This is a genomic window from Acidovorax sp. ACV01 (genome assembly GCF_014851495.1).
Taxonomy (GTDB): Bacteria; Pseudomonadota; Gammaproteobacteria; order Burkholderiales; family Burkholderiaceae_C; genus Acidovorax; species Acidovorax radicis.
The window spans coordinates 260,768-285,434 of the sequence record NZ_JACUZT010000005.1 but is presented as its reverse complement, the minus strand read 5'-3'; the positions used below and the strand labels follow the sequence as shown (position 1 = coordinate 285,434).

At 63.1% G+C, this 24,667-nt stretch carries 24 protein-coding genes and 6 tRNA genes; 11 read left to right on the top strand and 19 right to left on the bottom strand.

The window, feature by feature from the left end; genetic code table 11:
* Positions 1 to 46: 46 nt before the first annotated feature.
* From pncB to IB243_RS16405, 3 genes are all read right to left on the bottom strand, one after another.
* Positions 47 to 1,267 (bottom strand): nicotinate phosphoribosyltransferase, encoded by a 1,221-nt coding sequence (pncB, locus tag IB243_RS16415; protein WP_010465772.1) that lies wholly within the window; start codon positions 1,265 to 1,267, stop codon positions 47 to 49.
* Positions 1,268 to 1,465: 198 nt separating this feature from the next.
* Positions 1,466 to 1,951, bottom strand: coding sequence for a thioesterase family protein (locus tag IB243_RS16410; RefSeq protein ID WP_192428360.1), 486 nt, complete (start codon positions 1,949 to 1,951; stop codon positions 1,466 to 1,468).
* Complete coding sequence (locus IB243_RS16405) at positions 1,948 to 2,892, bottom strand: histone deacetylase (RefSeq protein ID WP_192428359.1); 945 nt, start codon at positions 2,890 to 2,892, stop codon at positions 1,948 to 1,950. Before IB243_RS16405 ends, IB243_RS16410 begins: the two co-directional genes overlap by 4 nt.
* 201 nt (positions 2,893 to 3,093) lie before the next feature.
* Here IB243_RS16405 and IB243_RS16400 point away from each other — a divergent pair, with 201 nt between their 5' ends.
* The 3 genes from IB243_RS16400 to IB243_RS16390 all read left to right on the top strand — a co-directional run bounded on the left by IB243_RS16400 (position 3,094) and on the right by IB243_RS16390 (position 5,999).
* Positions 3,094 to 3,642 (top strand): phasin family protein, encoded by a 549-nt coding sequence (locus IB243_RS16400; protein ID WP_010465778.1) that lies wholly within the window; start codon positions 3,094 to 3,096, stop codon positions 3,640 to 3,642.
* A 420-nt stretch (positions 3,643 to 4,062) separates the two neighbouring features.
* A complete protein-coding gene (locus IB243_RS16395; protein ID WP_057224906.1) occupies positions 4,063 to 5,115 on the top strand; it encodes an extracellular solute-binding protein in 1,053 nt (350 codons plus the stop codon).
* Between the two features lie 125 nt (positions 5,116 to 5,240).
* Positions 5,241 to 5,999 carry a 3-hydroxyacyl-CoA dehydrogenase gene (locus tag IB243_RS16390; protein ID WP_010465781.1) on the top strand — a complete coding sequence of 253 codons (759 nt, stop codon included), beginning with the start codon at positions 5,241 to 5,243 and terminating at the stop codon, positions 5,997 to 5,999.
* A 154-nt stretch (positions 6,000 to 6,153) separates the two neighbouring features.
* On the opposite strand, the gene IB243_RS16385 is transcribed toward IB243_RS16390, so the two are convergent.
* The 11 genes from IB243_RS16385 to folC form a co-directional block, all read right to left on the bottom strand.
* Positions 6,154 to 6,230 (bottom strand) — tRNA-Asp (locus tag IB243_RS16385).
* A gap of 53 nt (positions 6,231 to 6,283) precedes the next feature.
* Positions 6,284 to 6,359 (bottom strand) — tRNA-Glu (locus IB243_RS16380).
* Between the two features lie 30 nt (positions 6,360 to 6,389).
* Positions 6,390 to 6,465 (bottom strand) — tRNA-Ala (locus IB243_RS16375).
* Positions 6,466 to 6,528: 63 nt separating this feature from the next.
* A tRNA-Asp gene (locus tag IB243_RS16370) sits at positions 6,529 to 6,605 on the bottom strand.
* Positions 6,606 to 6,658: 53 nt separating this feature from the next.
* Positions 6,659 to 6,734 (bottom strand) — tRNA-Glu (locus IB243_RS16365).
* A gap of 30 nt (positions 6,735 to 6,764) precedes the next feature.
* Positions 6,765 to 6,840 (bottom strand) — tRNA-Ala (locus IB243_RS16360).
* Between the two features lie 65 nt (positions 6,841 to 6,905).
* Positions 6,906 to 8,327, bottom strand: coding sequence for a glutamate--tRNA ligase (gene gltX, locus IB243_RS16355; RefSeq protein WP_192428358.1), 1,422 nt, complete (start codon positions 8,325 to 8,327; stop codon positions 6,906 to 6,908).
* Between the two features lie 121 nt (positions 8,328 to 8,448).
* Positions 8,449 to 9,951: an amidophosphoribosyltransferase gene (gene purF / locus IB243_RS16350; RefSeq protein WP_057224911.1), complete on the bottom strand. Its 1,503-nt coding sequence runs from the start codon at positions 9,949 to 9,951 to the stop codon at positions 8,449 to 8,451.
* Between the two features lie 78 nt (positions 9,952 to 10,029).
* Positions 10,030 to 10,518, bottom strand: a complete 489-nt coding sequence (locus IB243_RS16345; protein ID WP_192428357.1) for a CvpA family protein — start codon at positions 10,516 to 10,518, stop codon at positions 10,030 to 10,032.
* A gap of 22 nt (positions 10,519 to 10,540) precedes the next feature.
* The gene (locus IB243_RS16340; RefSeq protein WP_192428356.1) at positions 10,541 to 11,365 is read right to left on the bottom strand and encodes an SPOR domain-containing protein; all 825 of its coding nucleotides are present in this window, start codon (positions 11,363 to 11,365) and stop codon (positions 10,541 to 10,543) included.
* 33 nt (positions 11,366 to 11,398) lie between these two features.
* Complete coding sequence (folC, locus tag IB243_RS16335) at positions 11,399 to 12,724, bottom strand: bifunctional tetrahydrofolate synthase/dihydrofolate synthase (protein ID WP_192428354.1); 1,326 nt, start codon at positions 12,722 to 12,724, stop codon at positions 11,399 to 11,401.
* A 48-nt stretch (positions 12,725 to 12,772) separates the two neighbouring features.
* On the opposite strand from folC, the gene IB243_RS16330 reads away from it, so the two are divergent.
* From IB243_RS16330 to argG, 4 genes are all read left to right on the top strand, one after another.
* On the top strand, positions 12,773 to 13,159 hold the full coding sequence (locus IB243_RS16330; RefSeq protein WP_057225302.1) for an arsenate reductase: 387 nt from the start codon (positions 12,773 to 12,775) through the stop codon (positions 13,157 to 13,159).
* Between the two features lie 134 nt (positions 13,160 to 13,293).
* Positions 13,294 to 13,950 (top strand): glycine zipper 2TM domain-containing protein, encoded by a 657-nt coding sequence (locus IB243_RS16325; RefSeq protein WP_057224917.1) that lies wholly within the window; start codon positions 13,294 to 13,296, stop codon positions 13,948 to 13,950.
* A gap of 151 nt (positions 13,951 to 14,101) precedes the next feature.
* Positions 14,102 to 14,419 (top strand): pyrimidine/purine nucleoside phosphorylase, encoded by a 318-nt coding sequence (locus tag IB243_RS16320; protein WP_010465797.1) that lies wholly within the window; start codon positions 14,102 to 14,104, stop codon positions 14,417 to 14,419.
* Positions 14,420 to 14,490: 71 nt separating this feature from the next.
* Complete coding sequence (gene argG / locus IB243_RS16315) at positions 14,491 to 15,834, top strand: argininosuccinate synthase (RefSeq protein WP_192428352.1); 1,344 nt, start codon at positions 14,491 to 14,493, stop codon at positions 15,832 to 15,834.
* Positions 15,835 to 15,959: 125 nt separating this feature from the next.
* Here argG and IB243_RS16310 read toward each other — a convergent pair whose 3' ends face one another.
* Entirely contained in the window at positions 15,960 to 17,060 is a 1,101-nt protein-coding gene (locus IB243_RS16310; protein ID WP_192428350.1) for a helix-turn-helix transcriptional regulator, read from the bottom strand.
* A 344-nt stretch (positions 17,061 to 17,404) separates the two neighbouring features.
* On the opposite strand from IB243_RS16310, the gene IB243_RS16305 reads away from it, so the two are divergent.
* Positions 17,405 to 18,733: a choice-of-anchor Q domain-containing protein gene (locus IB243_RS16305; RefSeq protein ID WP_192428349.1), complete on the top strand. Its 1,329-nt coding sequence runs from the start codon at positions 17,405 to 17,407 to the stop codon at positions 18,731 to 18,733.
* Positions 18,734 to 18,865: 132 nt separating this feature from the next.
* Here the strand turns inward: IB243_RS16305 and murB are convergent, their stop codons facing one another.
* Entirely contained in the window at positions 18,866 to 19,939 is a 1,074-nt protein-coding gene (gene murB, locus IB243_RS16300) for a UDP-N-acetylmuramate dehydrogenase (RefSeq protein ID WP_192428347.1), read from the bottom strand.
* 73 nt (positions 19,940 to 20,012) lie between these two features.
* On the opposite strand from murB, the gene IB243_RS16295 reads away from it, so the two are divergent.
* The 3 genes from IB243_RS16295 to IB243_RS16285 all read left to right on the top strand — a co-directional run bounded on the left by IB243_RS16295 (position 20,013) and on the right by IB243_RS16285 (position 22,344).
* Entirely contained in the window at positions 20,013 to 20,498 is a 486-nt protein-coding gene (locus IB243_RS16295) for a YajQ family cyclic di-GMP-binding protein (protein ID WP_192428346.1), read from the top strand.
* 125 nt (positions 20,499 to 20,623) lie between these two features.
* Positions 20,624 to 21,292 (top strand): TIGR02281 family clan AA aspartic protease, encoded by a 669-nt coding sequence (locus IB243_RS16290; protein WP_057224927.1) that lies wholly within the window; start codon positions 20,624 to 20,626, stop codon positions 21,290 to 21,292.
* 29 nt (positions 21,293 to 21,321) lie between these two features.
* Complete coding sequence (locus IB243_RS16285) at positions 21,322 to 22,344, top strand: HD-GYP domain-containing protein (RefSeq protein ID WP_192428343.1); 1,023 nt, start codon at positions 21,322 to 21,324, stop codon at positions 22,342 to 22,344.
* A 66-nt stretch (positions 22,345 to 22,410) separates the two neighbouring features.
* Here the strand turns inward: IB243_RS16285 and plsY are convergent, their stop codons facing one another.
* From plsY to IB243_RS16270, 3 genes are all read right to left on the bottom strand, one after another.
* Entirely contained in the window at positions 22,411 to 23,076 is a 666-nt protein-coding gene (plsY, locus tag IB243_RS16280) for a glycerol-3-phosphate 1-O-acyltransferase PlsY (protein ID WP_192428341.1), read from the bottom strand.
* 47 nt (positions 23,077 to 23,123) lie between these two features.
* Positions 23,124 to 23,615, bottom strand: coding sequence for an aminoacyl-tRNA deacylase (locus tag IB243_RS16275; RefSeq protein WP_192428339.1), 492 nt, complete (start codon positions 23,613 to 23,615; stop codon positions 23,124 to 23,126).
* A 69-nt stretch (positions 23,616 to 23,684) separates the two neighbouring features.
* Positions 23,685 to 24,644 (bottom strand): LysR family transcriptional regulator, encoded by a 960-nt coding sequence (locus IB243_RS16270; RefSeq protein ID WP_192428337.1) that lies wholly within the window; start codon positions 24,642 to 24,644, stop codon positions 23,685 to 23,687.
* Positions 24,645 to 24,667 lie beyond the last annotated feature (23 nt).

Genomic DNA, 24,667 nt, shown 5'->3' with positions numbered 1-24,667 from the left:
GAAAAATGAAGGGGGCACGGCAAGGTGGCCCCGGGCACGCCCCCAATCACGCGGGAGAGGGAATGTCGAACACCTGGCGCAGATAGGCCAGGTATTTCTCGTCATCACACATGCCCTTGCCCGGCGTGTCGGAAAGCTTGGCCACGGGCTGGTCGTTGCAGCGCGTCATCTTGATCACGACCTGCAGCGGCTCATGCGCGGGCGGGCTGCCGAGGTCGTTGGTGAGGTTGGTGCCAATGCCAAAGGCCAGCTGGCAGCGGCCACGGAACTGCTGGTACAGCTCGATCGTGCGCGGAATGGTGAGCGCGTCGCTGAAAATCAGCGTCTTGGTCAGCGGGTCCACGCGGTTCTTGCGGTAGTGGTCGAGCAGGCGCTCGCCCCAGGCAAACGGGTCGCCGCTGTCGTGGCGCGCGCCGTCGAACAGCTTGCAGAAGTACAGGTCGAAGTCGCGCAGGAAGGCGCTCATGCCGTAGACGTCCGACAGCGCAATGCCCAGGTCACCGCGGTATTCCTTGGCCCACATCTCGAAGCCGAACACCTGGCTGTCGCGCAGGCGCGGCCCGAGCGCCTGGCAGGCCTGCAAATACTCATGCGCCATGGTCCCCAGCGGCGTCACACCCAGCTTCATCGCATACAGCACGTTGCTGGTGCCCGCGAACTGGCCGGGGCCCGCAGGTGCACCGGGGCGGCGGTCGCCCGTGCCCAGGCGGGCCACCAGCACGCGCAGCACTTCCTCGTGCCAGGCGCGGGAAAAGCGCCGGCGCGTGCCGTAGTCGGCGATTTTTAAGTCGGACAGACCTTCGCCCTGCAGCAGCGCGATCTTGGCATCCAGGCGCCTGCGGCCTTCCAGGAAATCGGGCACTTTCTGCGTATTGCGAAAGTAGACCTCGTTGATGATGGCCAGCACCGGGATCTCGAACAGGATGGTGTGCAGCCAGGGGCCCCGGATGGAAATCTCGATCTCGCCGTTGTGCTGGGGCGTGACGGTGATGTATTTCTCGTTGAGCTTGAACAGCCCGAGAAAATCCACGAAGTCGCTCTTGATGAAGCGCAGCGAGCGCAGGTAGGCCAGCTCGGCATCCTGGAACTGCAGGCAACACAGCGACCGGATCTCGTCGCGGATCTCGTTGGCAAATGGTGCCAGCTGCACGCCAGGGTTGCGGCACTTGAACTTGTATTCGACCTGCGCACCCGGAAACTGGTGCAGCACGACCTGCATCATGGTGAACTTGTACAGGTCGGTGTCGAGCAGGCTGGTGATGATCATGGACAGGGCGGGCGCAAGAAGAAACCAGTGGGGCCGCAGGCCGGGCAGCAAAGCCGCAAAGTGTAGGCCATCGTGGACCAGCACGCTGGCCACGCCCGCACGCGCCAGTACTGCAAAGATCCAAGAAAAAATGGCCTCTAGCGCTTTTCCAGCATGCGCTTGCTGCTATCAAAATGATTGCAGGCACCGCGCAGGCGCTCAGCCCGCCACCACCAGGTCCTGCAGCACCTTGCGCAACGGCTCGGGCACCGGCACGGGCCGCCGGGTTTCACGGTCCACATACACATGGACGAAATGGCCGGCCGCAGCGGTCAGCGGCTCGCCCTGGGCAAACAGGCCCACCTCATACCTGACGCTGGAGCCGCCCAGCCGTGCCACGCGGATGCCGGCCTCGATCGTCTGCGGGAAGGCCAGCGGTGCGAAGTAATTGCACTGGGTTTCAATGACCAGGCCAATGGTCTCGCCCGCGTGGATATCGAGCACGCCCTGGTCGATCAGGTGGGCATTCACCGCCGTGTCAAACCAGCTGTAGTACACGACGTTGTTCACATGGCCGTACACGTCGTTGTCGGACCAGCGTGTGGTGATGGGGCGAAAAGCCTGGTAGGCGCTGCGCGGCTGCGGGGACGGGCGGGCGGCCGGTGCGGACGCAGCGGCAGGGGTGGTGCTGGCGGCAGAAGTCATGGCCGCACATTCTGCCAGCGCTGGTGGTATTGCCAGGCCACGCGCCAGGTGTTGAGCTGGGCCAACACCGTGTCGTCCAGGTTGCGGCCATAACCCCCGGCCATGGCAAAAACCAGGGGAATGCGCCGCTGCCAGGCCCAGTCGAACACACGCCGGTCGCGCGCCTCCAGGCCATCGTGCGTCACGGCCAGCCGCCCCAGGCGGTCGCCTTCGTGCGGATCGGCGCCGGCCAGATAGAAGACGAGCTGGGGCGCAAACCGCTGCTCCAGGGCATCAAGCGCCTGCTCCAGGGCCTGCAGGTAGTCAGGGTCGGTGCAGCCGTCGGGCAGCTCGACATCCAGGTCGCTGGGCTCCTTGCGGAACGGGAAATTGCGTGCCCCATGCAGTGACAGCGTGAACACGCTGTGGTCTCCCCTGAAGATGTGCGCCGTGCCGTTGCCCTGGTGCACGTCCAGGTCGATCACCGCCACCTGGAGCGGCCGGGCTGCGCGTCCATCGCCCCCGCCGCGCGCCCATTCCACCTGCATCAACCGGGCGGCCACTGCCACATCGTTGAACACACAAAAACCGCTCCCCTTGTCGGCATAGGCATGGTGGGTGCCCCCAGCGAGGTTGCCTGCAACCCCTTCGCGCAAGGCCACGCGGCTCGCGGCCACCGTGGCCCCTACGGAGCGCCGCGCGCGCTCGGCCATGGCCTCGCTCCAAGGGAAACCGATCTCGCGCTGGGCCAGGGGCGGCAGCGTGCCGTCGGCAATGGCGTCGATATAGCCGGGCGCATGGGCCAGCGCCAATTCGCGGTCGGATGCGGGCAAGGCCACCTGGAGCGACACACCAGGCAGGTGCTGCGCGATCCGGTCGCGCAGCAGTCGGTACTTGGCCATGGGAAACCGATGGCCCTCGGGCAGGGGCAGCACAAAATGGTCTGCGTAGTAGGCGTGCATGACGAGATTGTGGCGAACGGCGGATTTCTGGGTGGTCGTCCCTAATTTGCTGCACCGCAACAAAAAACCCTTGCAATAGTGAACGAAGCCCCTAAAATTCAACCCATGCTGCACTGCAACATGACTTTACCGAGTCAGGGCCAGCGCAGATGTCTGTGAACCACCCTGGCCTCTAGGGCCCTCATTTTTAGGAGATATGACATGACGCTGACCGCTGAACAAATCCTGGCCTCGCACAAAGCCAACATCGAAACCCTGTTTGGTCTGACCACCAAGGCCTTCGAAGGCGTGGAAAAGCTGGTGGAACTGAACGTGACCGCTTCGCGCGCTGCCCTGTCTGAAGCCGCCAACCACACCCAGGCCGTCCTGGGCGTGAAGGACGCACAAGAACTGCTGGCCCTGCAAGCTGGCCTGTTCCAGCCTCTGGCTGAAAAGACCGCTGCCTACAGCCGTCACCTGTATGACATCGCTTCGGGCACGGGCGCCGAATTCGGCAAGGCCTTCGAAAGCCAAACCACCGACGCGCAAAAAGCCTTCACCAACCTGGTGGACAGCGCCGCAAAGAACGCCCCTGCCGGTTCCGAAACGGCCGTGGCTGTGATGAAGAGCGCCGTCTCTGCCGCCAACAACGCATTTGAGTCGGTGCAAAAAGCCGTCAAGCAAGCGTCTGACGTGGCCGAAGCCAACTTCAACGCCGTGGCCAGCACCGCTGCCAACGCCGCCAAGACCGCAGCTCCCCGCAAGCGCTAAATCAGCACCTGCGGTCTGGAGTGCAAACTCTAGGCCGCGTTCAGGGAATACCCTGATAATTCAACCACGCGCTGCGGACATCCTCCACAGTGCATCAGTTGTCTCCTTGGATCCTCTCGAAACCCCCGTTTCAGGGATCCTTTTAAAGCCCGGTTCATGACCGGGCTTTTTTTTGCATCTGTGTTGGATGCGTGTCGCTGGAACTGGCTGCCACGGGTTTCAAACACATGAGCGGGCCACACAACGCACCCGAGGTGATGGTCCGTTCGCGCCCCCCCCGCTCCGCGCACCCAGCAACGCGCCTCGCGTTTGCGCTGCATCAGGCTTTCGCACCAATCCCCGCACTCACCCTAGCCTTTATTAAGAATAATTCGTGTTTGCTTTATCATCGCCGGAGTTACAACCCCGAAAGATGCATCCATGTCGAAGACTGTGAAAGCCTTGCTGAGCGCTTGTGCCCTGGCCGCCGCCGCAGGCGCTGTCCATGCCCAGGAACAAGTGGTCAACCTCTACTCGGCCCGCCACTACTCCACCGACGAAGCGCTGTACACAGGCTTCACCAAGGCCACTGGCATCAAGATCAATCGCGTGGATGCCGACGACGCGGGCATCCTCGCGCGCCTGAAAGCCGAAGGCGCTGCCTCGCCTGCGGACGTGATCCTGCTGGTGGACGCCGCCCGCCTGTACAAGGGCGAAGTCGATGGCCTGTTCCAGCCCATCCAGTCCAAGGTGCTCAACGACGCCATCCCCGCCAACCTGCGCAGCAATCCTGCGGCAGATGGCAGCATCTCGTGGTTTGGCCTGTCCACACGAGCCCGCGTGGTGGTCTACAACAAGATCAAGATGGACAAGGCGGATGTCGATACCTACGAGGAACTCGGCGACCCGAAGAACAAGGGCAAGCTGTGCATTCGCTCTGGCTCGCACCCCTACAACCTGAGCCTGTTCGGTGCTGTGACTGAGCACATGGGCGAACAGAAGGCCGAAGCCTGGCTCAAGGGCATGGTCGCCAACCTAGCACGCCCCCCCAAGGGTGGCGACACCGACCAAATCAAGGCCGTGGCCGCTGGCGAATGCGATATCGCCGTGACCAACAGCTACTACCTGGCGCGCATGATGCGTTCCACCAAGCCCGAAGATGTGGCCGTGGTCAACAAGGTGGGCGTGGTGTTCCCCAACCAGGAGTCCTGGGGCACACACCTGAACATCGCGGGCGGCGCTGTGGCCAAGCACTCCAAGAACCAGGCCAATGCGGTCAAGTTCCTGGAATACCTGGCCAGCCCGGAAGCCCAGAACTACTTTGCCAACGGCAACAACGAGTGGCCCGCTGCCAAGGGCGTCGCGCTGGACAACCCGGCCCTCAAGGCCATGACCGGCGGCAAGCCATTCAAGAGCGAAACCATCCCGATCAGCGCGGTGGGAGCCAATACGACCAAGGTTCAGCAGATGCTGGACCGGGTGGGCTTCCAGTAAGCAGTGCAGGCCCCTGGGCGTTTTGGCGCCCCAGCAGCCCGGCTTTCGCCGGGCTTTTTTTTGCCCTTCACTGTGCATGGTTCATAATTGACGTTTACGTTAACGTCACTTACTGGAGACAAAACATGGAAATCAAGGGCAAGGTATTCATCGTCACCGGCGGCGCATCGGGCCTGGGCGAAGGCACGGCACGCATGCTGGCAGCCCAGGGTGGTACGGTGGTCATCGCCGACATGCAGGCCGACAAAGGCGAAGCCGTGGCCAAGGACATCGGTGGCGCTTTCGTGAAGTGCGACGTGAGCAACGAGACCGACGGTCAGGCCGTGGTAGCGAAGGCGGTTTCGCTGGGCAAGCTCATGGGTCTGGTCAACTGCGCAGGCATCGCGCCCGCCGAGAAAACCGTGGGCAAGAATGGGGCCCACGCCTTAGCCCTGTTCAGCAAGACCGTCACGGTCAACCTGATCGGCAGCTTCAACATGATTCGCCTGGCCGCCGAAGCCATGAGCAAAAACGAGCCCGAGGCCACGGGCGAGCGCGGCGCGCTGATCTCCACCGCCAGTGTGGCCGCCTATGACGGCCAGATTGGCCAAGCGGCGTACTCTGCATCCAAGGGCGGCGTGGTCGGCATGACCTTGCCCATCGCCCGCGACCTGGCCCGCAACGGCATCCGCAACATGACGATTGCCCCGGGCATCTTCGGCACGCCCATGCTGTTTGGCATGCCCCAGGAAGTGCAGGACGCACTGGCGGCGGGCGTGCCCTTCCCGAGCCGCCTGGGCACGCCGCAGGACTACGCCAAGCTGGTGCAGCACATCTTCGAGAACGACATGCTCAACGGCGAGGTAATCCGCCTCGATGGAGCCATCCGCCTGGCTCCCCGTTAACAATTGCTACTCTATTGATAGCTACCAGTGCTTGATAGAAAAGCGCTGGTAGCTATTTTTATGCATATTCTGTCGGGATTTTCGGAACGCAAGCCGGCATAGAAGACAAGCGAAAAAAAACCGCTGCAGCCTTTCGACTGCAGCGGTGGATGACTGGCGGAGTGGACGGGACTCGAACCCGCGACCCCCGGCGTGACAGGCCGGTATTCTAACCAACTGAACTACCACTCCTGGCAGGCAGCTTTTCGCTTGCATCTCTTCAACACAAGCCAAGCGCTACAACTTGGCGACCCCACGGGGATTCGAACCCCGGTACTCACCGTGAAAGGGTGATGTCCTAGGCCTCTAGACGATGGGGTCAAAACCTTGGAACTAACCGATAACAAACTTTGGTGGAGGTAAACGGGATCGAACCGATGACCTCTTGCATGCCATGCAAGCGCTCTCCCAGCTGAGCTATACCCCCAAACTTCTCTGGCTTACACCAAAGAAAAACCCTTGCACATCAAAGACCTGCAAGGGTTTTGACTGGCGGAGTGGACGGGACTCGAACCCGCGACCCCCGGCGTGACAGGCCGGTATTCTAACCAACTGAACTACCACTCCTGGCAGGCAGCTTTTCGCTTGCATCTCTTCAACACAAGCCAAGCGCTACAACTTGGCGACCCCACGGGGATTCGAACCCCGGTACTCACCGTGAAAGGGTGATGTCCTAGGCCTCTAGACGATGGGGTCAAAACCTTGGAACTAACCGATAACAAACTTTGGTGGAGGTAAACGGGATCGAACCGATGACCTCTTGCATGCCATGCAAGCGCTCTCCCAGCTGAGCTATACCCCCACTTAATGACACCAACCACACTGTGTTTGTTGTCATCATCTGAGCCTTGAATTATAGACAGATTTTCAGCGGTTTCGCAAACGCGCTACAACTTTTTCACGTCCGACCAATTCCAGCACCGCATCCACCGACGGCGTGTGGGCCGTGCCCACGGTCAGAACCCGCGCGGGCATCGCAAGCTGGGGCATCTTCAGGCCTTGGCTGGCGAGCACCTGCTTGAACGCAGCGCTGATGGAGGCCTTGTCCCATGCGCAGGCAGACAACGCATCGGCCAACGCATCCAGTGCGGGAGCAATGGTTTCGGTGACATGCTGGGTGCGTTCTGCATCCACGGGCGTCACTTCGCCATAGAAGACATGGACCCAGTCGGCGAGCGCCACTGTGGTGTCGCACCGGTCCTTGAACAAGGCGCAAATCCGCGCAAGCCGTCCATCTGCCAGCGCTTCGACCGATATCCCCCGCAGCTGCAGCTGCGGGGCTACCAGTGCGGCCAGGGCGTCATCGGCCATGGCCTTGAGGTGCTGGGCGTTGACCCAGCGCAGCTTCGCCTCATCGAATTGGGCGGCGCTGCGGCCCAGGTGGTCGAGGTTGAACCATTGCAGGAACTGCTCGCGGCTGAAGATCTCGTCGTCGCCATGGCTCCAGCCCAGGCGGGCCAGGTAGTTGACCATAGCGTCGGGCAGGTAACCCTCGTCGCGGTACTGCGTGACGGGCTTGGCGCCGTTGCGCTTGCTCATCTTCTCGCCCTGCTCGTTCAGCACGGTGGGCAGGTGGGCATACACTGGCGGCTCCTTGCCCAGCGCGCGGAAGATGTTGATCTGGCGCGGTGTATTGTTCACGTGGTCATCACCGCGGATCACATGGGTGATGTCCATGTCGATATCGTCCACCACCACGCAGAAGTTGTAGGTGGGCGTGCCGTCCGGGCGGGCAATCACGAGGTCGTCGAGTTCGTCGTTGCTGATCTCGATGCGGCCCTTGACCTTGTCCTCCCAGGCCACCACTCCACCCTGCGGGTTCTTGAAGCGGAGCACGGGCAACACACCGACGGGCACGGGCGGCAGGGTCTTGCCATCTTCAGGCCGCCAGGTGCCGTCATAACGGGGCTTCTCCTTGGCGGCCATCTGCTTTTCGCGCAAGGCGTCGAGTTCCGCCACGCTCATGTAACACGGGTACACATGGCCAGCGGCCTGCAGGTCTGCCAGCACGGCCTTGTAGCGGTCCATGCGCTGCATCTGATAGAACGGGCCCTCGTCATGGTCCAGACCCAGCCATGCCATGCCTTCGATGATCACATCCACCGCAGCCTGGCTGGAGCGCTCCAGGTCGGTGTCCTCGATACGCAGGATGAAATCGCCCCCCGTGGCCCGCGCGAACGCCCAGGGATACAGCGCCGAGCGGATGTTGCCCAGGTGAATGAAGCCCGTGGGAGACGGGGCGAAACGGGTGCGCACGCGGCCCGCGCTGGAAGCAGTGGTTTCAGTCATGTCAATAAGTTCTGGCCCTCTCGGGGCCAGCTTCAAAGTTCAATCAATCCAGAAAGCGGTAGCAAAGCCTGCCGCCACAGATCGCCTTTAGGGGAAAAAGCGATCTGTGGCAATCAACCCCCTATACCTGGGCGTTTGGAAGCGCCAGGCGGGAGGTGTCTTCCTCGCCCTCTTCCGCTCCCACACGCCCTTCGTTCAGGCTGGCGATGCCTTCGGCGGTGATGTCGCCGGTCACATAAACACCATCAAAGCAGGATGCATCAAACCCCACGATGGCGCTGTTGAGGGCGCCCACGGCCTTCTTCATGCCGTCGACATCCTGATAGATGAGTGCGTCGCAGCCAATCGCCTGGCGAATCTCCTCCACCGTGCGGCCATGGGCCACCAGTTCGCTGCTGGTGGGCATGTCAATACCGTACACGTTGGGATAACGCACCGGCGGCGCGGCGCTGGCCAGGTACACCTTACGGGCGCCAGCGTCGCGCGCCATCTGCACGATCTCGCGGCTGGTGGTGCCACGCACGATGGAGTCATCCACCAGCAGCACGTTGCGGCCCTTGAATTCGCTGCCAATCACATTGAGCTTCTGGCGCACAGACTTCTTGCGAACGCCCTGCCCCGGCATGATGAAGGTCCGGCCCACATAGCGGTTCTTGACGAAGCCCTCACGGTACGGGATGCCCAGCAGATGGGCCAGTTGCGTGGCACTGGGGCGGCTGGACTCCGGGATCGGAATGATCACGTCGATTTCATTGGGTGGCACGGTGGACACCACGCGCTTGGCCAGGGCCTCGCCCAAGTTCAAGCGGGCCTGGTACACCGAGATACCGTCGAGCACCGAGTCGGGGCGCGCCAGGTACACGAATTCGAAGATGCAGGGATTGAGCTGCGGGTTTTCTGCGCATTGGCGGGAATGCACCTTGCCATCGAGTGTGATGAAGATGGCCTCACCCGGATCAATGTTTCGCTCGAATACCTGTGAGGTACCCTCCAGCGCCACCGATTCGCTGCCCACCATCACGGTGCCGTCCTGGCTGCGCCCCATGGCCAGCGGGCGGATACCGTGCGGATCGCGGAAGGCCAGCAGGCCATGGCCCGCGATCAGCGCTATCACTGCATACGAGCCCTTGATGCGCTTGTGCACCGCACGCACCGCCGTGAAGACATCTTCAGGCTGCAGCGGCACACCGCGGGTGGCGCGCTCGAGTTCATGCGCGAACACGTTCAGGAGAACCTCAGAATCGCTGTCCGTGTTGGTGTGGCGGTGGTCCGTCAGGAACAGCTCCGCGCGCAGCTCACGGGCATTGGTCAGGTTGCCGTTGTGCACCAGCACGATGCCAAAAGGAGCATTGACGTAAAACGGCTGCGCCTCTTCTTCGCTGTAGGCATTGCCCGCCGTGGGATAGCGTACCTGGCCCAAACCAACGTTACCTGGCAACGCACGCATGTTGCGGGTACGGAACACGTCGCGCACCATGCCCTTGGCCTTGTGCATGAAAAATTTGCGGCCCTGCTGGGTCACGATGCCGGCTGCGTCCTGGCCGCGGTGCTGCAAAAGCAGCAAGGCGTCATAGATCAGCTGATTGACGGGCGCTGGGCTGACGACGCCGACGATTCCACACATAGTTGTATTCCATCCGTTTGCGGGAACAGCCCCGCGGCAATCAAGCGGCAACGGCTTCTGGCCGCCACCGCATCGCTATCAAGAAGGCAGATGCCTTCCAAATTCGTCCGGCAACGCCGGTTTCAAGCCCTTGAGCACTTCGGCCAGCACCGGAGCCGCTTGGGACTCCTGCCACCACAGGGCTTCACGCATGGGCGTGAGGCCTACCACCACAGCCACTGCCAACAACACAACCACCCCACGCAACACCCCGAAGGCGGCGCCCAGCGTGCGATCCGCGGGCCGCAGGCCAATGGCATCCACCAGCTTCTTGGCCAGCCAGGTCACAAATCCGCAAGCAAACACCGACGCAACAAACACCACGACAAAACCTGCGGCATACCGCAAAGAATCCGCCGATTCGCCCATGGGCAGCAGCGCCGCCACGTCCTGGGCAAACCATTGCGCCACAAAAAAAGACACCACCCACCCCAACAAAGACAACACCTCAAACACCAGCCCGCGCCAGGCGCCTATCAACATCGAGGCGAGCAGCACCGCGACAAAAATCCAGTCGAGTGCAGCCATGGTGCAGGCAGCCCCTGGTGGTTTACAGGGTCAGGACAGAGGCTGACAGGTCCAGCGCCTTGATGCGCGCCGCAGCCTTGTCCGCTTCTGCCCGGCTGGTGAATGGCCCCACACGAACCCGCGTGCGCTTGCCATCTTTGGTGTCCACCACCTGGGTATAGGTTTTCATCCCGGAACGCTCCACCTTGGTGCGAGCCTCACGGGCCTTGTCCGCATCCGCAAAAGCTCCCACCTGCACGATGAACCGGCCGTCTTCCGCGTTGGCGGAAGCAGCGGCAGGCTCTGCCGACCGGCCCTCCAGCAACGCACGCGCACGGGCAGCCTCGTCCGGGCGCTGCACGGGCTTGGGATCAGCAGGCGCAGTCGGCTTGGGCTCTGGTTTCGGTTCCGGTTTTGCGTCAGGCTTGGCAGGTGCGGGCCTGGATGCGGCGGGGCGCGATCCCTGCACTAACTCTTCGCCATCCGCGAGGCCATTGCCCACCGCGCTGTGGTTGCGCTGGGGCGCGGGGCGCGGGGCGGCTGCCACTTCCTGGGAAGGTGGGGTCGAAGGCTTGGCGGCCGCAGGCGCGTCTGCCACCGGCGCGGGAACCACCAGAGGGGCCACCTTGTTCCGGTCCGGTATCTCGATGGGAATATCCACCGGAATGGGCCGAGGTTGCGTGTCAAACAGCATGGGAAAGCCGATCACCCCGACCAGCACCAGCACCGCTGCGCCGATCAGCCGATGGCGGGCCCGGCGACGCATCACCTCGATGCTCTCGGCCTGCGGGGCCCGCGGTCGCTTGGACGGCTTTTCGGCCTGCGCTTGTTCACCCTGACCGGGCCACCGAAACTTGAAAAATGCCATGGAATAACGACTCGTTCGGACCTCAGAACCTGTCTATTGGCCCAGATGTTTGGCGTGCAGGCGAGGTATTCCGTTGATCAGCACACCACCCACCGTGTAAAACGAGCCAAAGACCACGATTCTATCAGCCGGGTCTGCGGCAGCGACCGCGGCCTGCAAGGCCTCCATGGGGTCTGCATGCAGGGTGGAGGTGACGTCGCGGCGCCCGCCCGCCACCATCTGCACTGCGTTCCACTTCTGCTGCAGGACTGCGGCGGTCTCGGCGCGCGGGGTCGGCAGGCTGGTGAAGTACCAGCGGTCCACCAGCGGACCCACCTTGGCCAACATGGGGCCCAGGTCCTTGTCGGCCATGGCGCCAAAAACAGCGTGTGTCGTGGGGAAGAACCCCATGGCATCCAGATTGGCCGTGAGCGCGGCCACCGAATGCGGGTTGTGCGCAACATCCAGCACCAGCGTCGGTTGCCCGGGCACGATCTGGAACCGGCCCGGCAGTTCCACCAGGGCCAAGCCATTGCGCACGGCCTGGGCCGTGACCGGAATGCGCTCGCGCAGGGCCTCCAGCGCAGCCAGCACGCCCGAGGCATTGATCAGCTGGTTGGCACCACGCAGCGACGGGTAGGCCAGCCCCGCATAGCGGCGGCCCCGCCCTGCCCAGCTCCATTGCTGCTTGTCGCCCGAGAAGTTGAAGTCCTTCCCAAAGCGCCACAGATCGGCCCCGATTTCCAGCGCGTGGTCGATGATGCTCTGGGGCGCCATGGGGTCACCCACGATCACCGGGCGGCCTGTACGCATGATGCCGGCCTTTTCCCGGCCAATGCTCTCGCGGTCCGGCCCGAGGAATTCGGTGTGGTCGATGTCGATGCTGGTAATGATGGCGCAGTCGGCATCCATGATGTTGGTGGCATCCAGGCGCCCGCCGAGCCCGACCTCCAGGATGGCCACGTCCAGCCGCGAATGGCTCATGAGACGCAGGATGGCCAGCGTGGTGAACTCAAAGTACGTGAGGGAGACTTCATCACCATTTTGGGTTCTGGCGCTCTCCACCACCTCAAAGTGCGCTATCAAATCAGAAGCAGACACAATTTCGCCGTGTACGCGGCACCGCTCTTCAAAATGCACCAGGTGGGGCGACGTGTACACGCCCGTGCGGTAGCCCGCCTGCTGCGCCACGGCTTCCAGCATGGCGCAGGTGGACCCTTTTCCATTGGTGCCCGCCACCGTGATCACAGGGCAATCAAACCGCAGCGCCATGCGGCGTGCCACTTCGCGGACACGGTCGAGCCCCATGTCGATGTTGCGGGGATGAAGCTGCTCGCAATGGCGGAGCCAGCCTTCCAGGGTGTGGATTTTGGTATGCATACAGGGCGGGATTGTCGCCCAGCCACAAGTTCGGGGATGATGCACGGCATGACAACCTCACACATCACCGTCTACGGCATTCCGAACTGCGACACCGTCAAGAAATCCCGCGCCTGGTTCACCGCGCAGGGGCTGGACCACGCGTTCCATGATTTCAAGAAACAGGGCGTTCCTGCTGCCCGACTGCCCGACTGGATGTCCGCCGCCGGCTGGGAAAAGCTGGTCAATCGCCAGGGAACCACCTGGCGCAAGCTCGAATCTGACACACAGGCGGCCGTCCAGGACGAGGAAAGTGCCAGCACCCTGATGCAAGCCCAGCCCAGCGTGATCAAACGCCCGGTGGTGGAGTGGCAGCATGGTGGCCAGACACACATCTCCGTCGGTTTTGCGCCCGATCAGTGGCAAATCTGGATGAACGAGGCTGCAGGCGCCTGAATCAAGCGCCCAGACCGGAGAAATTGCACAAATCTTTACGCAGATTTACGGCGACCAGGCCCTGAATTGACCGTGCGGGCCTAAACTTTTCTGCAGTCTGGTGCGTTATGTACCGACCCGTAAGGAGTTTCTCCATGAAAAAGATCGTCATTTTTTCCGCCATGGCTGCCATCGCCACCATGGCCAGTGCCCAAGAGCAGGGCCGTGTGCTCTCAGCCACCCCCATCGTTCAGCAGGTTGCCACGCCCCAGCAGGTGTGTGGCAATGAAACGGTGTACAGCGGCAACCGCACCAGCGGCGCTGGCGCCGTGGTGGGGGCCATCGCAGGCGGTGCTGCCGGCAATGCCATCGGCAAGGGGAGCGGCCGCGCCGCCGCCACAGCCATTGGCCTCATCGGTGGCGCCGTGATCGGCAACCAGATCGAAGGTGGCCAGCCGCAGTACCAGAACGTGCAGCGCTGCACGACCGAGACCTACTACGACAACCGCACGGTGGGCTACGACGTGGTCTATGAATACGCGGGGCGCCAGTACACGACCCGCACCCAGACCGACCCAGGCCGCTGGATTCCCTTGAGCGTGCAGCCTGCAGGTCAGACCTATTCCACGCAACCCGACCCCTACGCCTCGCAGGGCGTCTACAGCCAGCCTGGTGTGGTGACCTCGACCTATCCTCCGCAGCCCGTCTACCAGCAGCAACCCACCTATGTGACGCCCCCCGTCACGGTGATCGAGTACGGCTACGACAGCCGCCCATATTACCCGCACCACCGCAACCCCTACTGGCGCTAAGCCACTGGTAATTGCCATTGCAAAGAGCCCTTCGGGGCTCTTTTGCTTGGGCGATCCGCAGATGGGGGATTTTTAGTGGGACCCTGCCGACAAGGTTGCCGCCCCCCTGCCCTAAAATCGCGGGTTTCCTCCTACCTTATCCAGCGCACCCATGACCACCGAAAAAATCGACGGCGTGTCCGTCACCACCCAGGCCAATGTGTACTTTGACGGCAAGTGCGTGAGCCACGGCATCACTTTTGCCGATGGCACAAAGAAGTCGGTGGGCGTGGTGCTGCCCGCTACGCTCACCTTCAACACCGGCGCGCCTGAGATCATGGAATGCGTGGCCGGATCGTGCGAATACAAGCTGGCTGGCACCGACGCCTGGGTGAAGTCCTCGGCGGGCGAAAAATTCAGCGTGCCCGGCAACTCGAAGTTCGACATCCGTGTGACCGAGGCCTACCACTACATCTGCCATTTCGGCTGAAATTTGATTATTTTTGGCCTCTAGCGCTTATCCACAAAGCGCAAGCAGCTATCATTTTTGACAAGCATTCCATGGCAACCATCCTCCAGAACCTCCCCCTCGGCCAAAAGGTCGGCATCGCATTTTCCGGCGGCCTGGACACCAGCGCAGCCCTGCACTGGATGAAGCTCAAGGGCGCCGTGCCCTACGCCTACACCGCCAACCTGGGCCAGCCTGACGAGCTCGACTACGACGCCATCCCCCGCAAGGCGATGGAATACGGTGCCGAAAAAGCCCGCCTGGTGGACTGCCGCACGCAACTGGCCCACGAAGGCATCGCCGCCCTGCAGGCCGGCGCGTTCCACATCTCTACCGGCGGCCTGACTTACTTCAATACCACGCCCCTGGGCCGCGCCGTGACCGGCACCATGCTCGTGGCGGCGATGAAGGAAGACGACGTCAACATCTGGGGCGACGGCTCGACCTTCAAGGGCAACGACATCGAGCGCTTTTACCGCTACGGCCTGCTGACCAACCCGTCGCTCAAGATCTACAAGCCCTGGCTGGACCAGCTGTTCATCGACGAGCTGGGCGGCCGTGCCGAGATGTCTGCGTTCATGACGCAAGCGGGCTTCGGCTACAAAATGAGCGCCGAGAAGGCCTACAGCACCGACAGCAACATGCTGGGCGCGACGCACGAGGCCAAGGATCTGGAGTTCCTGTCCAGCGGCATCCGCATCGTGAACCCCATCATGGGCGTGGCGTTCTGGAAGGACGAAGTCGCCGTCAAGGCCGAGGAAGTCTCGGTGCGCTTTGAAGAAGGCCAGCCCGTGGCACTGAACGGGGTGGAGTTCAACGACCCTGTGGAGCTGATCCTCGAAGCCAACCGCATCGGCGGCCGTCATGGCCTGGGCATGAGCGACCAGATCGAGAACCGCATCATCGAAGCCAAGAGCCGCGGCATCTACGAGGCCCCGGGCCTGGCGCTGCTGCACATCGCCTACGAGCGCCTGGTGACCGGCATCCACAACGAAGACACCATCGAGCAATACCGCATGAATGGCCTGAAGCTGGGCCGCCTGCTGTACCAGGGCCGCTGGTTCGACCCACAGGCCATCATGCTGCGCGAAACCGCCCAGCGCTGGGTGGCCCGCGCCGTGACCGGCACCGTGACGCTGGAACTGCGCCGTGGCAATGACTATTCGCTGCTCAACACGGAATCGCCCAACCTGACCTACGCGCCCGAGCGCCTGTCGATGGAAAAGGTGGAAGACGCGCCGTTCAGCCCGCTGGACCGCATTGGCCAGCTGACCATGCGCAACCTGGACATCTCGGACACGCGCGACAAGCTGGGCGTGTACTCGCGCGCCGGCCTGCTGTCACTGGGTGGCAATGCGGCACTGGCGCAGCTGGGCGACGACGGCAGCAAAAAATAGCCAAAAAGACCTTTAGCGCTTTATTGACAAGCGCTACAAGCTATCAAAAAAAGAGCAACCGCCCCGCCCTCCGGCCAGGCGGTTTTTTGTGGCCCAGAAAAACCGGCTCTACTTCACCACCCCCCTCACTGGGGAACAAAAAAGAAGTCCTGCAGCTCATGCCGGTTCTGTACGCCCAGCCGCGTGTAGATCTGCCGGCGGTGGTAGGTCGCGGTATTCGCGCTGATGCCCATGCGGGCCGCGATCTGGTCCTCCGGGAGGCCGCGAACCAGCCAGTAGGCCAATTCATGCTGGCGTTGCGGGAGGCCAAGCGTGCGCAGCGCGGGCAGAAGCCGGGCCACACGCGGAGCCCGCTGGGTGATATGGAGGCTGATCGCGTGCCCCTGGCCCGTTGCAGCGATCATCTGCGTGGCGCGCAGCAAAAACCAGCCACTTGCATTGTGCAATTCCAACTGCGGCACCGCCGGTGCCGGACCGCCGTGGATCAGCCGCTGCGCGGATTGCAGACGCTGCAGCAGCGTGTGCAGCGCGGGGGGGAGTTCAGTGCGGCGGTACCAGCGCGGTCCAAAGGCCAGCGCCATCAGCTGATCGGCCTGCTGCGAGGTCCACAGCAACTGCCCCCCCGGGGTGGTGATGAGCACGGCGCTGTCGTGCAGCACGCTGTCTTCGGTATCCATTTCGCCAAGCTGTAAGGTCCGCGCCAACCAGGGCTCCAGCCGTCCGAGCATGGCCACGTCCTCGGGGGCAAAACGCGCTGCCCCGGGCCGCCGGTACAACTTGAGCGCACCCACACCCTGGCCCTGCGGCGTGCGCAGCACCAGGCTCAGGCAGTCCAGCAATTCAGCGGGCCGCAGCACCAGGTTGTAGAAATCGCTGCGCATGAATTGCGCCATGGGCACCTTCAAAAGCTCTTCCATCACCTGAGTCCCATGGTCGCCGCGCACAGCGGCGGCGAAATCGTGTGCGCTGCGGCGTATCACCTGTTGTTCGGTGGCCATGAGTTGCGGGTCGAAATAGGTGTGCAAGCACTCGCGTGCGATGGAAGGCTCGATGTATGCGTCCAGCCCCCCATCCGCGCCAGGATAGAAATACCCGCCGGTATCAAAGTCAATGATGCGGTGCAGTTCGTGCAACACGGGCTCGATGAGCAGGGGCCCATTGAGATCCAGACAGGCCATTTGCTGCAGTCGCGCAATGGCTTGCTGGTGGGTGCGGGGAAGGGGCATGAAGGGTGGTGGTGGGGCTGTGTGGGCGGGAACGCGGCATCAGCAACCTACCACACGGTCTGGCGGCTAGCCCCACCCCGAGGGGTGGGGCGGCGACCCGCAGCGATTTCTACACTGGCTGACAGGCTTCGCAAGGTGATCCCAGCCGCTGGACGGCCCTTGTGCCTATCACCCGTATTGCGCAGCCACCGCCTCGGCCACACCTATGACTCGCCCCTTACCTCTGAATCACCCGGCACATCCTCTCGTTTTAACGCACGCCCACGCCCGCTCACCAGCAGCGGTGGAAACATCAAAAACCATAGCAATCAACGCTTGAAAAACAAGCGCCACTGGTCAATCCAATGAAAAAACAGCTTCTCACCGCCCTGCTCACCATCGCCGCGTGCACCTGGGCGCAGGCGGCCACATTCACGGTCGATACCGAGACGGACCTGAATGACTCCATCGCAGGCGACGGCATTTGTGGCACCGGCGCCGCCGGCACCTGCTCGCTGCGTGCCGCCATTCAGGAGGCAAACGCCCTGCCGAGCGCCGACACCATCTCGCTGCCAGCTGGCCACTATGTGCTGACGCGCTTACCCCTCGCAGGCAATGTTCTTGGCATTGCCAGCGACATCACCATCAACGGAATGGGAGCGAGCCCAGGCGCCACGATCATCAACGGCAATGGCGACCGTATCGTCCTTCAGGTATTCGGCAGTTCCACTGTGAATCTCAACAACTTGGCGATCGTAGGTGGCGCTGGGAACGGTTCGTCGCACGGTGGCGGCATGTACATCGGGGGTGGAACAACAACGCTTTCCCAGGTTGTGATCCAAGGCAACAATGCAGCGGGGTCTACCACTCAACAGGGTGGTGGCATCTATGTCTACGAAACTGCGACCCTGAACCTCATCGACAGCGAAGTGTCCAACAACACCGCAACTAACGGTGGGGGCGGTGTCTCGGTGCGCTCGCTTGCCACCGCACACATCAGTCGCAGCACCATCCGGGCAAACTCTTTGACGAATCCCGGCGCCAACGGTGGTGGGATCGACAACGACGGCACACTGGACATCGTCAATTCCACTATCTCTGGCAATACTTCGGCGGGCGGCGGCGGCGGCATCTCGGTGGGAGGCGAGGGCGCCGCCTCCATCAGCTTTACCACCATTGCCAATAACGCATCCAGCGCCGGTGGCGGGCAGCTGGAAGTCTTCGGCTCCTTCAACCCCACGGCCCATATCAGCGGCAGCATCGTCGCCAATCCCTCGGCGGGTCTCAATTGCCGCCTCCAGGCAGGTGCTGTTACCTCTGACGGCTACAACCTTGACAGCGGCACCAGCTGCGGCTTTGGCGCCGCAGGCGATATCGCCAACACCAATCCCCTATTAGGACCATTGTCGTACAACAGCAGCCCCCTGCCCACCCAGACCCACGCGCTGCAGGCGGGTAGTCCAGCGGTCAACGCGGGCCCCACCAGCGGATCGCTTCCTGCCACGGACGAACGCGGTGCAGCGCGGGTGCAGATGGGGCGGGCCGACATCGGCGCATTCGAATCTGCCCTGGGTGCCCCCGCCGGGCCCGGCAACGTGCAGGCCGTGCCGGTGGACAACCCCCTTGCCCTGGTCTTGACCGCCCTGGGTCTGCTGGGCTGGGCACGGCACAGAAAGATCAACCCGAAGACGTGACCGTTTCGGAGCGCCGAAGCGCGCGTGGAGTGAATTTCCTCCAGGAGTTTTGGACCATTTTTCGGCCCTAGCGCTTGTTAAACAAGCGCAATAAGCTATCAAAAATATAGCAAATGTAATTAGAATTAGGGCCTACACCACCACCGGCTCCGGCTCCAGCCGGATGCCAAAGCGTTCGTACACGCTGGTCTGGATGGCCTTGGCCAGCGTCATGACCTCGCCCCCCGTCACGCTGTCGCCGCCCCGCCCCCGGTTGACCAGCACCAGGGCCTGTTTCTCGTACACCCCGGCCTTGCCGATGGATTTGCCTTTCCAGCCGCAGGCATCGATCAGCCAGCCCGCCGCCAGCTTGATGCTGCCGTCGGGCATGGGGTAGTGCACGATCTTGGGCTCGCGGGCGATGATGTCGGCGCACTGGTCGGGCGACACGGTGGGGTTCTTGAAGAAGCTGCCCGCATTGCCCACCACGGCAGGGTCGGGTAGTTTCGCGCGGCGGATGTCGCAGACCCAGTCAAAAATTTGCTGGGCACTGGGGTGTTCCACCCCCGCCTCGGCGCGGCGGCGCTCCAGGTCCAGGTAGCCCAGCACCGGCTTCCACGGCTTGGGCAGTCGAAAGCGCACATGGGTGATCACCGCCCGGCCTGCCAGACCCATGCCGCGCGGCAATCCACTGCCGTCCAGCGATTCGGAGGGCGCATGCTTGAAGACGGAATCGCGGTAACCAAAGCCACATTGCGCGGCATCCAGGCTGAACGGCTGGCCGGTGGCCAGATCGACGGCATCGAGCGACTCAAAACGGTCCTGCAGCTCGACGCCATAGGCACCAATGTTCTGCACGGGCGAGGCCCCCACGGTGCCGGGGATCAGCGCCAGGTTCTCCAGCCCCGGGAACCCGTGCGCCAGCGTCCAGGCCACCGCGTCGTGCCAGACCTCGCCCGCACCCGCCTCCACGATCCAGGCCTTGGGGGTTTCCTCGACCAGCCGCAGGCCCTTGATTTCCATCTTGAGCACTACAGGCTTCACGTCACCGGTCAGAATGATGTTGCTGCCGCCGCCCAGCACGAACTTGGGTGCCGGAGCCAGCTCGCCATCGGCCAGAACGGCCTGCAGATCCGACACGGAGCGCACACGCACCAGGGTTTGGGCGCGCGCGGCAATGCCAAAGGTGTTCCAGGGCTGCAAAGGGGCGTTTTTCTCGACTACCATTGGCCCGATTGTCGCACTCAGCCTTTTGGGCCCCTGCGATTTGCACCTGTTTTCCCTGAGATTGAGAGCCACCATGCCATCTTTTGACACCGTCTGCGAAGCCAACCTGGTTGAAGTGAAAAACGCCGTCGAAAACACCGCCAAAGAAATCGGCACCCGTTTCGACTTCAAGGGCACTTCGGCCAGCATCGAGATCAAGGACAAAGACATCACGTTGATTGGCGACGCCGACTTCCAGCTCACCCAGATCGAGGACGTGCTGCGCAACAAACTCACCAAGCGCAACGTGGACGTGCGTTTTCTGGACATGGGCGATGTGCAGAAAATGGGCGGCGACAAGGTCAAGCAGGCCATCAAGGTGCGCAACGGCATCGAGAGCGAGCTGGCCAAGAAGATCCAGAAGCTCATGAAGGAGAGCAAGCTCAAGGTGCAGGCAGCCATTCAGGAAGACAAAGTGCGCATCACCGGCGCCAAGCGCGACGACCTGCAGGCCGCCATGGCGCTCATCCGCAAGGATGTGACCGATGTACCCCTGTCGTTCGACAATTTCCGCGATTGACGATGAAGCACCCCCTGAGTCGCCTTCGGCGCATTGCCCCTCTCCTTCGGAAGGGGGACGCCACCCGTGGCCTGGCAAAGCCAGTTCCACGGTGGCACTGGCTTGGGCCACGCCGGTTTCAGGGGATGCGGGCGGTGCGTAGCGCAATGGGTGCCAACTCTGTTCTCGCATGGGTGCTGGCCGCTCTGTGTCTGGCTCCGTCCTGGGCCAGCGCCCAGGCGGTCGCGCTGGCAGGCATGCTGGGCAGCAAGGCCCTGCTGGTGGTGGACGCCAACCCACCGCGTGCCTTGGGTGCGGGCGACGAATACAAAGGCGTGAAGGTCCTCGCCATCACGGCGGATGAAGCCACCGTCGAAGTCAAAGGTGCGCGGCGCGTGCTGCGGCTGGGCGAGGCCCCAGTGAGCGTTGGCGCCCGGGGGGGAAGCGGCAAGCGTGTCGTGCTGATGGCCGACAGCCGGGGACATTTCATCAACAGCGGCACCATCAACGGGCGTGTCATGCAGTACATGGTGGACACCGGTGCATCCACCGTGGCCATCGGGCGCCAGGACGCCGAGCGCATGGGGCTCAACTACCAGAACGGCCAGCCCGTGCGCATGAACACGGCCAATGGTGTGGCGCAAGGGTGGCGCATGAAGCTCGACTCGGTGCGCATCGGTGATGTTGAGGTGTTCGGGGTCGAGGCCATCATCACCCCGCAGCCCATGCCTTATGTGCTGCTGGGCAACAGCTTTCTGACCGAGTTCCAGATGACCCGCATCAACGACCAGATGGTGCTGGAAAAGCGCAATTAACTGCGCCTGGCCCACACGCACTGCCTGCCATGTCTGCCCACCACTCCGCCGGCACCCCACACCACGCCGAAGGCGAATACGAGGACTTGCTGGGCCTGTGGTCAGACCTGGAATCGGCGCTGTCGGTGCTGCTGTCCCGGCCGCTGCAGGTGCAGGACTTCGCTGCCAAGGTGCGCCAGTTCGATGGCTGGCTGCAGGACCTGGTGGCGCACGATATCGACGCAGCGCTGTACCTCATGTTCCAGCTGGCGTCCACGTCCACCGTGGGCTACAGCGCCTCCCACGCGCTGGTGTGCGGCACCTTATGCCACATCATGGCGCACGAGCTGCACGTGCCACCCCGGGAACGTGACAGCCTGGTGCGTGCGGCCTTGACCATGAACATCGGCATGACCGCCCTGCAGGACGAGCTGGCCGAACAACGCGAACGCCCCACGCCCGCCCAGCAGGAGGCCATCAAGAGCCATCCGGAAGAAAGCATGATGCTGCTGGAGCGTCTGTTCATCAACGACACACTCTGGCTGGACGTGGTAGGGCAGCACCATGCCACCGTGGCCGACCGTGTGCCACTGGCCAACCAGGAGCCTGAAGACCGTCTCACACGCATCCTGGGCACCATCGACCGTTACGCAGCCATGATCAGCCCGCGCAAATCCCGCGCGGGCCGCAGCGCCACCGACTCGGTGCGCGCCATCGTCGGGCAGGAGATCGATCAGCACGACGAGGTGAGCTACACCCTGGTGCGTTCCATCGGCCTGTGCCCGCCGGGCACCTTTGTGAAGCTGGACAACGGCGAAACCGCCATCGTGCTGCGTCGCAGCGAAAAGGCCAACCACCCCCTGGTTGCCAGCCTGCTGGACCGTACCGGTACCCACCATGCGCAACCCAGCCTGTACCAGACGGCCACGGGAAAACCGCGCATACAGTCCGCTTTGGCCCGCTCGGCCGTAAGCCTGGAACTCAACCACCGCACCATGGTGCGCCTGGGGCTGTATGCCGCCCAGCACAGCGCCGGGCTCCGCGGGCTGATTTCCGGACCGGGTTCACTGTAGGCGCCCGCAGACGGAACGTGCCCCGCAGGCAACGCGCCGCGGCGCTGCCCGCCCCGGTCCAGGCCGCTACTTTGCCGGCTTGCCTTTGCCCCCAGCGTCCGGCTTGGCCTTCTTGCTGCCCAGGCGTGACTCCTTGCCTTCGATGAGGCGCTGGATGTTCTCCTTGTGGCGCCAGGCCAGCAGCATGGCCATCACGATGATGGAGGCCGCAATCGTGCCCTCGGCGTACCACACCACCCCATCCACCAACAGGTAGTACACCGGTGCGAAGGCAGCAGCCACCAGCGAAGCGAGGGACGAATAGCGGAAGAAGAACGCGATGATGAGCCAGGTCGCAGCCGTGGCAAGTCCCAGCCAGACGCTGATGCCCAGCAGCACGCCCAGCGCCGTAGCCACGCCTTTGCCCCCTTCAAAACGAAAGAACACAGGCCACAGGTGACCCAGAAATGCCGCCAGCCCCACCATCGCCACGGTGCCGTCTTCCAGCCCATAAGGGTGGCCAAACCACATCACCAGCGCAACGGGCAGCCAGCCCTTCACGGCATCCAGCAGCAACGTCACGATGGCCGCAGCCTTGGATCCCGAGCGCAACACATTGGTGGCGCCGGGGTTCTTGCTGCCGTAGGTGCGCGGATCGCTCAGGCCCATCACACGCGTCACGATGACGGCGAATGACAGCGAGCCCAGTAAATAGGCTGCCACGGCGGCAAGGATGGGGTACACGGCGGTCAAAGCAACTCCTCAATATCAGGGGACGGCGGACGGTCTGCCGTGGCGGCCTATTCTGCCAGCGCGCAGTGCACAGGTTTGGCACCCAGCAACTGCACACATACCTGCGGATCGATTTGCACCAAAAATCCCCGCCGGCCGCCGTTGATGGCAATCCGCGGCAGCGCGAGGATGGACTCTTCGATGTATACCGGCATCGCGCGCCGTGTGCCAAACGGCGATGTGCCACCCACCAGATAGCCGCTGTGGCGGTTGGCCACCTCGGGGGCGCAAGGCTCTACCGACTTGGCGCCAATCTGTCGAGCGAGATTCTTGGTAGAGACTTTGCGGTTGCCATGCATCAGCACCAGCAAGGGCTTGGCACCCTGGTCCTGCATCACCAGGGTCTTGACGACGGTGAAGGGGTCGAGGCCCAGCACCTCGGCGCTGTGCAGAGCACCGCCATGCTCCAGGTATTCGTAGGGGTGCTCGGTGAACGCCACCTTGTTCGCCTTGAGCAACTGGGTGGCTTGGGTCTCGGAGACGTGTTCTTTCTTGGCCATGGTGCGATCCGGATAGGGGGTGAATGGTATCCACTCGCGAGACCCGATCGCCTATGAGGTCGACCAGAATCACGGATGTTTGGTGACCCGCCCCACGGAGGTCTTGCGCCGCCCTACCTTGCGCTTGCCATACTGTTCGATAGCAGTCACCAGCGCCTGTGTGAACTGCTGCACCAGCGCCGACGGCGTCCGCCCCTCCACGGCCAGCACCTGCAGGCGCCGCTGCTGCAACTGCGCCTCGTCAAACGGCCGGGCCGCCAGCAGGCCCGCCTCCACCCAGCGCGCCGCCGTGAGGTAGCTGGCCAGCGCCACATCCTGCCCATCCAGAAGCGGCAGCAGTGCGGAGGAAAAATTGCTTTCCACCGCCGGTACGTAACGCAGCCCCTGCACCGCACAGCTCAGGTCAAACAACTGCCTGCCCGTGATGCCAGTAGCGCCCAGGAGCAACGGGTAGCGCACCACATCGGCCACACTCACACTGCGCTGGCGGGCCAGCGGGTGCTGCGCGGGCATGATGGCGTAGATGGGAGCAATGGCCGAGTGCAGCACCTGCAAGCCCTTTTCGGGCGCCACGCTGTACTTCAGCGCCAGATCGACGTCTCCGCGCTGCACCAGGGCCGACACTTCCTGCGGCACGTCCACCAGCAACTGCAGCTGCGCCTGGGGGTGCATCTGCCGAAATGTGCTCATCACCAGCGGCATGAAGCTCGCTGCAAACCCTTCGGTGCAGGCCACCCGCACGCGCAAGGCCTCCTGGGCCGACAGCCCTTGCAGTTGCTCCACCAGCTCCGCGGCCTGCGCGTCGTGTGCCGTGGCATGGGCGAGCAGCCGGGTGCCCGCTTCGGTCAGCGCCATACCACGGGCTTGCCGCTCGAACAGCACCACGCCCAGGCTGTCTTCCAGCTTCCCAAGCTGGCGGCTCACAGCCGATGCGGCCACGTGCAGGCGCTGCGCCGCCTGGTTGACGGAGCCGGTGCGCGCCACTTCCAGGAAGTAGCGCAAGGGCAGGCTGAGCAGTAAAACGGGCATGGTGCACCTTGAACAAAAAGGCA

What these genes read in the sequence shown, in the direction of transcription:
- pncB (WP_010465772.1), bottom strand. Translation starts at nt 1,267, where the DNA reads ATGATCATCACCAGCCTGCTCGACACCGACCTGTACAAGTTCACCATG.
- IB243_RS16410 (WP_192428360.1), bottom strand. Translation starts at nt 1,951, where the DNA reads ATGACTTCTGCCGCCAGCACCACCCCTGCCGCTGCGTCCGCACCGGCC.
- IB243_RS16405 (WP_192428359.1), bottom strand. Translation starts at nt 2,892, where the DNA reads ATGCACGCCTACTACGCAGACCATTTTGTGCTGCCCCTGCCCGAGGGC.
- IB243_RS16400 (WP_010465778.1), top strand. Translation starts at nt 3,094, where the DNA reads ATGACGCTGACCGCTGAACAAATCCTGGCCTCGCACAAAGCCAACATC.
- IB243_RS16395 (WP_057224906.1), top strand. Translation starts at nt 4,063, where the DNA reads ATGTCGAAGACTGTGAAAGCCTTGCTGAGCGCTTGTGCCCTGGCCGCC.
- IB243_RS16390 (WP_010465781.1), top strand. Translation starts at nt 5,241, where the DNA reads ATGGAAATCAAGGGCAAGGTATTCATCGTCACCGGCGGCGCATCGGGC.
- gltX (WP_192428358.1), bottom strand. Translation starts at nt 8,327, where the DNA reads ATGACTGAAACCACTGCTTCCAGCGCGGGCCGCGTGCGCACCCGTTTC.
- purF (WP_057224911.1), bottom strand. Translation starts at nt 9,951, where the DNA reads ATGTGTGGAATCGTCGGCGTCGTCAGCCCAGCGCCCGTCAATCAGCTG.
- IB243_RS16345 (WP_192428357.1), bottom strand. Translation starts at nt 10,518, where the DNA reads ATGGCTGCACTCGACTGGATTTTTGTCGCGGTGCTGCTCGCCTCGATG.
- IB243_RS16340 (WP_192428356.1), bottom strand. Translation starts at nt 11,365, where the DNA reads ATGGCATTTTTCAAGTTTCGGTGGCCCGGTCAGGGTGAACAAGCGCAG.
- folC (WP_192428354.1), bottom strand. Translation starts at nt 12,724, where the DNA reads ATGCATACCAAAATCCACACCCTGGAAGGCTGGCTCCGCCATTGCGAG.
- IB243_RS16330 (WP_057225302.1), top strand. Translation starts at nt 12,773, where the DNA reads ATGACAACCTCACACATCACCGTCTACGGCATTCCGAACTGCGACACC.
- IB243_RS16325 (WP_057224917.1), top strand. Translation starts at nt 13,294, where the DNA reads ATGAAAAAGATCGTCATTTTTTCCGCCATGGCTGCCATCGCCACCATG.
- IB243_RS16320 (WP_010465797.1), top strand. Translation starts at nt 14,102, where the DNA reads ATGACCACCGAAAAAATCGACGGCGTGTCCGTCACCACCCAGGCCAAT.
- argG (WP_192428352.1), top strand. Translation starts at nt 14,491, where the DNA reads ATGGCAACCATCCTCCAGAACCTCCCCCTCGGCCAAAAGGTCGGCATC.
- IB243_RS16310 (WP_192428350.1), bottom strand. Translation starts at nt 17,060, where the DNA reads ATGCCCCTTCCCCGCACCCACCAGCAAGCCATTGCGCGACTGCAGCAA.
- IB243_RS16305 (WP_192428349.1), top strand. Translation starts at nt 17,405, where the DNA reads ATGAAAAAACAGCTTCTCACCGCCCTGCTCACCATCGCCGCGTGCACC.
- murB (WP_192428347.1), bottom strand. Translation starts at nt 19,939, where the DNA reads ATGGTAGTCGAGAAAAACGCCCCTTTGCAGCCCTGGAACACCTTTGGC.
- IB243_RS16295 (WP_192428346.1), top strand. Translation starts at nt 20,013, where the DNA reads ATGCCATCTTTTGACACCGTCTGCGAAGCCAACCTGGTTGAAGTGAAA.
- IB243_RS16290 (WP_057224927.1), top strand. Translation starts at nt 20,624, where the DNA reads ATGCGGGCGGTGCGTAGCGCAATGGGTGCCAACTCTGTTCTCGCATGG.
- IB243_RS16285 (WP_192428343.1), top strand. Translation starts at nt 21,322, where the DNA reads ATGTCTGCCCACCACTCCGCCGGCACCCCACACCACGCCGAAGGCGAA.
- IB243_RS16275 (WP_192428339.1), bottom strand. Translation starts at nt 23,615, where the DNA reads ATGGCCAAGAAAGAACACGTCTCCGAGACCCAAGCCACCCAGTTGCTC.
- IB243_RS16270 (WP_192428337.1), bottom strand. Translation starts at nt 24,644, where the DNA reads ATGCCCGTTTTACTGCTCAGCCTGCCCTTGCGCTACTTCCTGGAAGTG.